This is a genomic window from Synechococcales cyanobacterium T60_A2020_003, assembly GCA_015272205.1.
Taxonomy (GTDB): domain Bacteria; phylum Cyanobacteriota; class Cyanobacteriia; order RECH01; family RECH01; genus JACYMB01.
This window is the reverse complement of the sequence record JACYMB010000358.1, coordinates 1-10,674: the sequence shown is the minus strand read 5'-3', so window position 1 is coordinate 10,674 and position 10,674 is coordinate 1. Positions and strand designations below refer to the sequence as shown.

Sequence of the window (10,674 nt, the reverse complement as noted above, 5' to 3'; positions counted from 1 at the left end):
TCAGGTTTTTGACGAAGGGTGGACAGCCTTTCAGAGCGCTCGCCGCTACTATTTTGATTGCGTCATGGCTCCCCATGCACGTCAGGTAGAGACTGCCCTCGATAAGCTCGCGGATGTCAGCTCGGTGAATTTTTATGCGGTAGGTCACGGTTCGCTAGTGCGCTATAGTTTGACCGAACTCACCCATGCTTACCGTCAATGGAGTCGCCAGCAGCAAACCCAGGAACTTTCGGTTGCGTTGCTTTACGCTTCGGCCTATGGCAATACAGCCACCGTGGCTCAAGCCTTAGCCCGTGGTATTACCAAAGCTGGGGTTTCCGTAGAGTCCATCAACTGCGAAAGTGCCACGCCCGATGAAATCCAGACAGCTCTGGAGTCCTGCGACGGATTTATCATTGGGTCTCCCACGTTGGGTGGACACGCCCCCACCCAGATCCAGACGGCTCTCGGTATCATTCTCTCAACAGCGTCTAAAGATAAGCTGACTGGCGTGTTTGGTTCCTTCGGGTGGAGTGGGGAGGCAATCGATTTACTGGAAGGCAAACTGCGTGATGCAGGCTATAGTTTTGGCTTTGATCCCATTCGCGTAAAGTTCAAGCCCACGGATGTGACGCTGAAAATGTGCGAAGAAGCGGGAACGGACTTCGCCCAGGAACTGAAGAAAGCGAAAAAGCGGCGATCGCCCAAAGCTCTATCGCCAACTCCAGGCGTCGGGGGTTCGACCTTTACACCAACGGAGCAGGCCGTGGGTCGGATTGTCGGCTCGCTGTGTGTACTCACAACTCGCCAGGGAGATGTGTCGAGCGCGATGCTAGCCTCCTGGGTTGCTCAAGCCACGTTTACCCCTCCCGGACTCACGGTAGCTGTTGCGAAGGATCGCGCGGTGGAGTCATTGCTTTATCCCGATCGCTCCTTTGTACTGAATGTGTTGGCCGAGGGCAAACATTTAGGACTGATGAAGCAATTTCTCAAGCCCTTTAGCCCAGGCGAAGATCGATTTGACGGAGTAAGCACAGAAGAGGCTGAAAACGGTTCCCCTATTCTCACTGATGCCCTTGCCTATTTAGAATGTACAGTGGTGAACCGGATGGAGTGCGGCGACCATTGGGTGGTCTACGCAACGGTGCAACAGGGCAACGTATTTGACACGAATGCAAAGACCGCTGTGCATCACCGCAAATCCGGTAGCCACTATTAATCGTTCAATTGTTTGACCCATGGGAGACGCGATCGCTCGTTCGGGATACGCCATTGATTTTGGAACTAGCAATACGGTTGTGGCACGGTGGAATGCGGCAACCCAATCTGCGGAAACGCTGAGCTTACCGGAATTATCGATGCAGGTAGGTGCCAATCCACCGCTGGTTCCCAGTCTCATCTACGTCGAACAGGCTGAGGCTCAGAAAGTTTGGGTGGGTCAACAGGTGCGCGATCGCGGCTTAGACCTAGCGAGTAATCCTCGATTTTTCCGCAACTTCAAGCGGGGAATTGGCACTCCGGTGCAAGGATTTCTACCGGATCTCGATGGTCAAACTGTCACCTTTGAATGGGCAGGGCAGTGGTTCTTGACCTCTATCATTCAATCGCTGCAAGCCACGGAAGGCGATCTGTCATCCCTCACGTTTACGGTTCCGGTCGATAGTTTTGAAGCTTATCGCAACTGGCTGGGGCAGGTCTGCCAAAGCCTCAACGTAGATCAAGTGCGAATGCTGGATGAGCCGACGGCTGCCGCCCTTGGCTATGGTCTGAATGGTGGAGAAACGGTTCTCGTTATCGATTTCGGAGGAGGGACGCTGGATATGTCCCTGGTGCGGCTAGAACAGGCGAATACGGCTACGGGTAAGCCGCTAGGGTTTCTGCTGAAATGGGGACAGAAGAACCTGGCAGAGGAATCGGCGCAACGTCCAAAACTGGCGCGAGTGCTGGCGAAGGCAGGGGAGAATCTGGGCGGATCGGATATTGATCACTGGTTAGTGGATGCCTTTGCCAAAACCGACGGATTGCCCATAACCGCCTTGACCCTACGCCTAGCAGAACGACTCAAAATCCAACTTTCAGAGCAATCTGAGGCCACAGAAGCCTATTTCAACGATGAGACGTTTGAAAGTTATTCGCTGCACATGGATCGCGATCGCTTCACCCAACTCCTGAGCGATCGTGGCTTTTTTGAACGCCTTGAGGGATGTCTGACCCAAGTTTTACGACAGGCTCGCCGACAAGGCTTGGAACCGAGCGATATAGATGCTGTTCTCCTAGTCGGTGGCACAGCGCAGATTCCCGCCGTTCAAGATTGGGTGCGGCAACAGTTCGACCCAGAAAAAGTGCGGTCTGAAAAACCCTTTGAGGCGATCGCCCAAGGAGCCTTACAACTCAGTCAAGGATTTGAGATCAAAGACTTTCTCTATCACAGCTACGGTATCCGCTATTGGGATCGGCGCAATAATCGTCACGGCTGGCATCCGCTGATCAAAGAGGGACAACCCTATCCCACCCCAGAGGCGGTAGAACTCGTTTTGGGCGCATCGATGGATAATCAGCCCCGGATTGAAGTGGTGATTGGGGAACTGGGTGCAGAGGGAACCACCGCTACCGAAGTCTATTTTGATGGCGATCGCCTCGTAACCCGGACTCTATCTACGGAACAGACTCAAGTGCAGCCCCTCAACGACACCGACAGTGCCCGAACCTTAGCAACTCTTGATCCACCGGGATATCCGGGGAGCGATCGCATTAAGCTGTTGTTTCAAGTCGATGGCGATCGCTTTTTGCGGGTCACCGTAGAGGATCTCCTGACAGCCCGAACGCTGATGGAGGAACAAGTGATTGTGCGTCTCTCGTAGTGGCTAGAGGTTTTCTACAAGGTCATTGGTGCGATCGGTTCAATGTCGGGATCATAGCCACCAACCTGATTCGTCCGCAGTACCCAAACCGTTGCCCCATAATCGAGGAAGACCTTGACCACCATATCGCTGGCCTTCCGAGGTAACAGCGTCCGCCAACTGCTTAGCCCTATCACCAAATTGCGAATCGGTTGATCCTCAATGGTGCTACCCAAGTTGTACTCGTTTTTCTCCCAATCAGCGCGGGGCTTACCAAAGGGCTGTAACTCTAGCTTGAGGTCTTTCCCTAGCTGGGTTAAATCCTTCAAACGGTCTGCCTGATCAGGATTCCGGTTTGCCCAATCGATCAGCAATTCATCGTTAGCTTTCATGCTTTCAATAGTTTGTTGAATACTGGCAAAGAGCGCTTGATTTGAATCTTGGGAACAATTATTCGCAGGCCCTACGTAGGTTCCACCTGTGCCATCCCCAATGCGATAACGTGCCGCCATTACCTCTAGCTGAATCAGCATCCGCGTCAGAGCGGAACGTTTTAGGCCATCAAAGTCAAAATCATTGGTAAAGGGATCGAGCTTAATGAGCAAATCACAGGTCGGACGAGTTCCCAGCCACCCAAACTGGCGATCGCCCAGATAGCGCGACCAGTGAAGAATGCCGGAGGTTAAGCCGTCCGTATTTTGGGTATAGACCTGGTAGTACTGCAAGTCAAAGCGGAGTTCATCGGCTAGCGGGTCGCGAATCACTCTCGCGAGTCCATAGGCAAAGTGACCAAAGAAAATAGGGGTAGCTGCCGCTGGCTCTTTCTTGTTGCCACCAATGCCACCGTAGACGTGAACAAGTAAAGCGCGATCGCTCTCTTTCCACTCGTCAATCGCATCCTGAATCGCAGACGATCGTCCATTCTCTTTGGGACTGCACAGAACGGAAGAAATTTTCCCTTTTTGCGCTGCAATATTCGCCCATGCCTCTTTGCGAATATAGCGGTAGCCTGCCTTTTCCCCAAAGACAACCTGATCGGGACGCAGTTGAAACAGCGCTCGTGGCCCAATAGACTGCACCACAAAGACTCCCTCGGTATCCTTTGCCCCATAGACATACCATCCCGTTTCATTGAGGGGCGATCGCTCAATATCCGCCATTGTTGAAGGATAACTGCCATAGGCTTCGGCAAACACCACTTGGGGAAACCGCATCTCTTCGGCTAGGCCATCAAACTGGCGTGTCGCTCGGTTGAAGTGGATGACCTGGAAACGGTCGTCCGTCCCCGTTGCACCCTGAATTTGCACCAACGCATAGTAGCGTCCTGTAATCTCTACGGGCGTCCGTCGAATCCGTAAAACGGCAGATTCAGAATTTCCTTGAGGTTCAACATAGACCTCTCCATCCAGCATGACGATCAAATCATCAATGGGATGGGAACCCGCCAACGACTCCAGCGGATTCACCTGTAGCCAATGGTTGAGGCGATCGGGAAGAATCGATCCCCCGTATTTGCTACTATACTCCGCATCAACGCTGAAGTGGACATCGTGGGTCACCGCAGCTATCATCTTGTTGACCCTCGGTTCATTGACCCAAGTGAGATCTACGACTTGTCCAACTAAATGTTGATACGCAGGAGGAGTATGGTGGACTTCAAAGAGAGTTCCTTTAATGCGCGATCGCTCCTCTTTAGCAGGTAAAATCAAGCGTCCCATCCATTCCCCAATTGGCTGATACCAGGTGGAATCAACAGTGTGTTGAATCGGATAGGAACTGTACTGATTAAAGGCAGCCTGCCTGTAGAGAGAGTAGTTACTGGTCTTCACTGCACTCAAATCCACTTCTGGCAAAATCTCACCTTTGAGAATGCCCGTGATCGTTTCAATGGTTTGCTGCAACGAACTCCGCCCATCGGCTAAGATCACGTTGGGATCCAGAATGCCGCCAGGAACTTGGTGTCCTACAGGCCCCATATTTATAAACGAAATCTCTCCCCGTCGTTTCGCGCGATTCCAAAACGACAGAAAAAACAGTTTCCAACGACCAGGAAACATCACGGGGCCAATTCGCTCAACACTATCTTTCTCACCGACCAGATGATAAAGATGCTCTAGCTTTAGGAGGTTGCAGTTCGCGCTGATCACGCCTCCCAGAGAGATCACGTCAATCGGCGCACTCAATGCCCGTTTCAGAAAAGGCGCGCAGGCACAGGACATCTGACCACCGCCACTGTAGCCAATGAGCGTGATCGGTGTGCCGCTAGCGGGTTGATAGCCATTTTTCAGTAAGCCGTTATAGACGACCTGGGCAATCCCCTGGTTGTACAGTGGGCCATAGCGCTTATCTGCCGACACCGCCACAATCATGACATTGCGGATGTTGACCAAAAGTCCAAGCAGCGCCATGGGATTGGCAAATCGAGCTTTATCTGCCGCACGCCATAGAAACGATAGCGGTCGATCCTCATCGAGAGGACTGTTCAACACAGAGTAGGGAATAATCCCTCGCAACAAGGCCATATCGTCGGGTAATGCCGGGGCAAGGGTATCCAAAAACTCCTCAATATCCGGCAAATACTCAAACGACGAGATGCCAATCCCGTCCAAATAGACGATAAAACGAGAAATACCAGAGGCATCTGAGACGGGTTCTGCCAGTTCTCCCGCGTTGATGGTGGTGTCTACTTCGTCCTCGTACCAGCCTGCCCACCAGCCAAGAGTTTCCAGCGGTGCTAGTAACCCAGCCACAACGACGGCAATCACTCCAACCCATGTCAGGCCAAAAATGAGTCGTATCAAAGCGGGTAAGCTATTCACCCAGCCAAAGAAAGCCTCTCGCACTGGCCGAAGGGCAATCACAACAATGCAGGTCAGCACGGCCATGCCTAGGAGTCCCAGGATGGTTTTTAGCGTGGTATTTACTCCCCGTTCTGCCTCACGGGCAAAGTCTGTGGTTTGGATGGTGGCACTGGCGGCAGTCGCAACTGATTCTAGGGGTGTAGGTGGGCGATCGCCCGCAGTCTCAGGGTTTCCCAATACGCCATCCCCCAGAATGGCCTCCGAAAGATTCCCACTGCGGAGTTCCTGCATCCGATCCTGCAATTCTTCCTTCCACACCGTTGAGGACGCTTGCGCCCGTTCATTCACAATGTTGGTAATCCCTCGGCGAGTCGTTTCTAAATCTACGCCCGCAACAGTATTCGCAAGACGTTGTCCTAGTTTGGCGATGGGTTGACCTATCGTTTGTTGCAAGAGCTGGAGAACGATCCATCCAAAGACGACGTACCCAAAGGCGTTGAGAATGGATACTCCAGTCAATGTGGAGAACCCGAACACCATGAGCAACAAGTTCCAGATCGACAAAATGTTGAGGATCGGCATCCCCAAGTAGGGAAATGCCCCCAAAAAGCTAAATAGCAGGGGCACATAGCTTAACCCTAAGACAGCGGTTAAGGACGGCAGTGAAGCCGTGGTAGACCAAGGGAGTAGCGTAATTAGCCAGGTGCTAAAGACCAGAAACAAAAAGCCAAACGCGAATAAAAATGCGCTAATCAGTAGGCTAAAAACGAAGCGTAGAGGCTTAACCTGATTGATGAACAAAATAATGCTTTGGCCAACCGCAAGGGACAATCCTGCAATGAGAACGACGATCAAGGTGTCCCGTACGCTATGGGGAGAAGAGGCTGCGTTTTGAAAGGCTTCCTGGTTAAACCAGAATGCCCCTCCAATGTTCTCCCATATTCTGTTTATGTCTGATGTATCCATACTGAGTTAATAAGGATTGTTAATACTAAAATGCGATCGCCCCATCCCCTCGGCCTTGAGAAATTCGGATTCTAAACCGGGTTCGCTCAGGTTATCTGCTGTGTATCCTACCAATGCTGCTATCGGTTGAATGCACAAATGCGAATTAACTTTATACTGTGAAACCGCTAATAGACTCCAAGGAGGAAGCGGTTCCCTTGCGGAACGAAGGCTGTACCGAAGAATCAATGGAAGCATTAAGGGATTGAGCTATTGCTGAGCCGGATTTCGACGAGGCACCCACAGGGCAATGACTAGGCAGACGATGCTAAATCCGATCGCCAGAAGTACTGCGACCTGCATCGCCTCAATCGCCGAACTATCGATAATGGCGTCCAAATGCGGTTGGATATTTTCCGGAAGTCCTCGAAAAAACTCTCCCCGTTCTTGGCGGTTATAGGTTTGTAGCACCCGCTGTAGCATTGTAATTGCTCCCGATCGCTGAGTGACCGTGACCGACCGCCCTAGTTCGGCGATCGCCTTATCGACCATTCGAGTAGACGCAATGCTAATTAAAACGGTACCCAGAATCCCTCGACCCAAAGCTGAGCCCAGATTTTGAAACGGGGTATAGATGCCGTTAGCCTCAGCACGCTGTCCATGCTTTACCGTTGAAAATGCCAACATGCCAATCTGGGATAGAAAAAGTCCTGACCCTGCCCCCATGATCATCAAGGGGATGAGGAGAGAACCCAGCGTCATATCGAGATGAATCACCCGATAAAGTTGCCAAAGACCAACGCTAAAGAGAGTCAGCCCTGCATAGATAATGAATGGTTCGCCCAGGCACGCGTCCCACAAGTTTGAATGTGGCTCCAATAATGGCAACCAGCAACGCAAGCTGAAAGGGAATAATGGCGATCGCCGTTTGAAATGGATTGGTGCTAAAGAGAGCAGGCACAAACTGATAGAGGTTGAACTGAATCCCCGATGGGATTAAAGTATGTAATGTTGCAACGCTAACCACCATCAAAAACGGTGCATATCGCAACAGCCCGAATCGCATCAGCGGTGCGTGTCCCTGAGCCAACTGCTGCCGTTGCTAGGTGATGAACAATCCCAAACAAATAATTCCAACGGCAATCAGCACAGGCACAATTGACAACGAGAAAGGCGGAATCACCAGATCAAAAATTGAAAAAATGCGCTTAGGATTCCACCATCCATATTCGCCAGATAGACTTACACCCAACAGCACTAGACCAAAGCCACCAAAGGGAAATAGCCCTCCGATCCAGTCAATCGGTTTAGCAGGAGGTCGTCGAGTGGATGAAACCGAACGGACTAGCGGCAGAATTAGCGGAATCAGCAATAGTTCGGGCAAAAATGCCCACCGCCATCCAATATTAGCGCAATCCATCCCCCTAATAATGATCCCGTTAGTCCCCCTAGAATTGATGAAACCGCCAACGCTAAAAGCGCAAATTTTTCGGCTTTATCGCTATAGATACTGCCCATAATCGCACGGGGAGAGCCAATGAGCGGGGTTGCTCCAATCCCAATGATTAGGGAGTAGGCTGCTACAAATTGCCCCATATGAGGACTGATAGAGGCAGCGATCGCACCAACCGCAAATAGAAAAAGCCCTGCAATAAATACTTGCTTGCGCCCGTAGCGCTGACTTAAGTTATCACAGGTGGGCGCGAAGGACGCTTTTACTAAGGCGAGTAGCACCAAGGCTCCTTGGACATACCCAACGCTGGAATTTAAGTCCCGAACAATGCGGGGCATAATTGCAGGAACCAGGCTAACGCTATAAGCAACAATAAACAGAGTCAGGCATAGACCAATAGATGGCCCCCAAGTCTGTAAAAACGACTGCTCCTTCTGAGTCATAGACGGAAAGGGGAGTTGAGATGAAATATCCCTCATCCTATGACAGAGTTATAAGATTTCAGGAATCTATTTATGTATAAATATAAACTTCTGCAAGCTTGTCAGCGGATCTCTCCTCAGAAGTCAGTTCAGAACTCGGTATGAATAGGTTTGTAGAACTGTAGAGCAGTCACAACGATGATGACGAGTATCCCTCCAAAACGATCTGGGGCAATGACAAAATTTGGTCTAACACAAACCATGCAAGCAGGGCAGCCATCACGGGTTCTAGCGTTGCGGCGATCGCCCCTCGTTCTGCCTGCACATGCTGAATTCCCCAACACAATAGGCTGAAGGGAACCAACGTTCCGGCAATACCCACAAACAGAACGCCCGGTACATATTGGGTCTGAAAAAGCACAGGAAGCGTTCCTTGGGAAAGTTAGATAGCGAGCCAAAAGGCGCTAGACACCGCAAATCCCCGAAACATTGACCCAATGGCACCGTAGGTTTGTACCATCGACTCGTTCAGCAGCGTATTGCTAGCAAAAAATAACGCACTCAGGCTAGCTGTCAATAGCCCAATGCTATCAATCTGAAGTCCCGTTGTACCGACACCCGACACGAATACACCCCCCCAGCATGGCCATCACTGCCGTTAATACCGTAATCCAGTGAGGCCAGGTGCGCGTCCGAAAGGCATTCCACCCAACAACGATGGCCGGAGCCGTGTACTGAATCACGATCGCCACCGCAACAGACATGCGGCTAATTGCGACATAGTAGGTTGCGGTGACTCAAGCTAGGGATATCCCTAACGCCCCAATCCGCCAATTGCCCCACCTCCGGGATCTCGGCTTCCATGCGGCAATGATCCCTAATCCTGCGGCGGCCACAAAGGTACGACTCGCTGAAAGTTCCATGGGGCCAACCCCGGCACGAAATAGCTCACTGGCCGCAATCGCGGCGATCGCCCACAAAATTGCGGCAAGGGCCGCCCCATAGCCAAGATTGGGTTGAAGCGGAGTCTGTACGCGTGACAACGGAGGTTGAGACGAGGAGTCCATGAGTAGATTTACCGCGATGTCTCCACAGTGTGCCTGTTCACAATCTCCCCTGAAATCACCCAACTGGGTGAATCCCAGGACACTATAGAAGCTTCACACCTGCATTTGATAAAATCAGAGAGCCTGGGGAATTAGCTCAGTTGGTAGAGCACTAGGATCGCACCCTAGAGGTCAGGAGTTCGAATCTCCTATTCTCCATTCAATTGCTTTTCTATCCCCTAGGCCATCGTATCTTGCGATCGCCATCCCCACAAAAAACGAGACACCCAAGGAATTGGATGTCTCGCCCATACTCAGGTGCATACAAGATGCACTCACTTGCCAGGGTTGAGCTATTTGAATCTACTTATCAGATTCGGAGAACTCCGCATCGATGACATCATCATCACCCCCACCAGAGGTATCGCTAGGGCCTGCACCTACGTCAGATGGTGCGCCCCCCTCCGCTTGCTGATAGAGATTGCTGCTGATGCTGTAGAAGGCTTTCTGGAGGTCGTTCATCAGAGTCTTGATCTTGTCAAAGTCTTCACTGGCGATCGCCTCTCTCAGATCCTTGAGCAGCCCTTCAATTTTCTCCTTATCCGCACCGGGGATCTTATCACCCAGCTCGGTCAACTGCTTCTCAGTTTGGTAGACCAGAGAATCCGCTTGGTTCTTGAGGTCAATGCGCTCCCGACGCTCTTGGTCAGCCGAAGCATTCATTTCCGCTTCTCGCACCATCCGATCGACTTCATCCGATGGCAGGGTGGATGCGCCTGTGATGCTGATGGACTGCTCTTTACCCGTACCCTTATCCTTCGCCCGAACGTTGAGAATACCGTTCGCGTCGATGTCAAAGGTAACTTCGATCTGGGGAACGCCACGGGGAGCCGGAGGAATGCCGTCGAGACGGAAGGTTCCCAAGCTCTTGTTGTCATTCGCCATTTCCCGCTCACCTTGCAGGACGTGGATCTCCACGTTGGTTTGACCATCTGCTGCCGTCGAGAAGGTTTCCGACTTCTTGGTGGGAATGGTGGTGTTGCGGGGAATAATCTTGGTCATGACGCCACCCAGGGTCTCCACACCCAAGGACAGCGGTGTAACGTCAAGGAGTAGGATATCCTTCACCTCACCCGCAAGCACACCCGCTTGGATGGCGGCACCAACGGCAACCACTTCATCCGGGTT

Annotated in this window: 8 protein-coding genes, 1 tRNA gene and 1 pseudogene; 3 read left to right on the top strand and 7 right to left on the bottom strand. The window is 51.7% G+C overall.

Annotated elements, in window-relative coordinates:
- Together IGR76_17590 and IGR76_17585 are read left to right on the top strand one after the other, a co-directional pair.
- The coding region (locus tag IGR76_17590) for a diflavin flavoprotein (protein MBF2080271.1) at window positions 1-1,198 on the top strand (1,198 nt) is incomplete at its 5' end.
- A 19-nt stretch (window positions 1,199-1,217) separates the two neighbouring features.
- Complete coding sequence (locus tag IGR76_17585; GenBank protein MBF2080270.1) at window positions 1,218-2,840, top strand: Hsp70 family protein; 1,623 nt, start codon at window positions 1,218-1,220, stop codon at window positions 2,838-2,840.
- Between the two features lie 14 nt (window positions 2,841-2,854).
- Here the strand turns inward: IGR76_17585 and IGR76_17580 are convergent, their stop codons facing one another.
- From IGR76_17580 to IGR76_17555, 6 genes and pseudogenes are all read right to left on the bottom strand, one after another.
- Window positions 2,855-6,586, bottom strand: a complete 3,732-nt coding sequence (locus IGR76_17580; GenBank protein ID MBF2080269.1) for a CAAX protease — start codon at window positions 6,584-6,586, stop codon at window positions 2,855-2,857.
- Window positions 6,587-6,835: 249 nt separating this feature from the next.
- Window positions 6,836-8,461, bottom strand: a pseudogene (locus IGR76_17575) (MFS transporter).
- A gap of 169 nt (window positions 8,462-8,630) precedes the next feature.
- Window positions 8,631-8,861: an EamA family transporter gene (locus IGR76_17570; protein ID MBF2080268.1), complete on the bottom strand. Its 231-nt coding sequence runs from the start codon at window positions 8,859-8,861 to the stop codon at window positions 8,631-8,633.
- Between the two features lie 21 nt (window positions 8,862-8,882).
- A complete protein-coding gene (locus IGR76_17565) occupies window positions 8,883-9,065 on the bottom strand; it encodes a hypothetical protein (protein ID MBF2080267.1) in 183 nt (60 codons plus the stop codon).
- Entirely contained in the window at window positions 9,031-9,204 is a 174-nt protein-coding gene (locus tag IGR76_17560; protein ID MBF2080266.1) for a hypothetical protein, read from the bottom strand. The genes IGR76_17565 and IGR76_17560 overlap by 35 nt, the downstream gene beginning before the upstream one ends.
- Window positions 9,205-9,237: 33 nt before the next feature.
- Complete coding sequence (locus tag IGR76_17555; GenBank protein MBF2080265.1) at window positions 9,238-9,507, bottom strand: hypothetical protein; 270 nt, start codon at window positions 9,505-9,507, stop codon at window positions 9,238-9,240.
- A 125-nt stretch (window positions 9,508-9,632) separates the two neighbouring features.
- Here IGR76_17555 and IGR76_17550 point away from each other — a divergent pair.
- Window positions 9,633-9,705: transfer RNA gene (locus tag IGR76_17550), tRNA-Ala, on the top strand.
- A 144-nt stretch (window positions 9,706-9,849) separates the two neighbouring features.
- On the opposite strand, the gene IGR76_17545 is transcribed toward IGR76_17550, so the two are convergent.
- Window positions 9,850-10,674, bottom strand: an 825-nt coding sequence (locus IGR76_17545; protein MBF2080264.1) for an Hsp70 family protein, incomplete at its 5' end; no start/stop codon positions are given.